We start from the raw sequence: 299 nt of genomic DNA on the forward strand, positions 1-299 counted from the left end.
TGACGTTCATATTTGTCGACGACGCATTCATAATTGGATTCACTGCCATATCCAGCATCTGCGACAATATCGGTCGGCAGGTGTTGAAATCGATGTTGCATAGTCGAAAGAAACGGATCCAGAGTGCGTGTATCCGTTGGATTCCAAAAGATATCATAGCCTAGGACATACTGATGGTTGGTGGCAATTTGTAAATTATACCCGGCTTTTAACTGACCATTCTGCATGTGATCGTCTTTCATACGCATGAAAGTCGCATCCGGATCTGTCTTAGAATAACTGTTGCGTTCCCGCATCAG

General features: G+C 44.1%; 1 protein-coding gene. It reads right to left on the bottom strand.

Annotated features, from left to right (window positions below; translation table 11 throughout):
* A partial coding sequence (locus tag V6E76_RS11460) for a transposase (protein ID WP_499797820.1) occupies positions 1–299 on the bottom strand: 299 nt, incomplete at both ends.

This window comes from Jeotgalicoccus huakuii, from assembly GCF_036665975.1.
GTDB lineage: Bacteria > Bacillota > Bacilli > Staphylococcales > Salinicoccaceae > Jeotgalicoccus > Jeotgalicoccus marinus.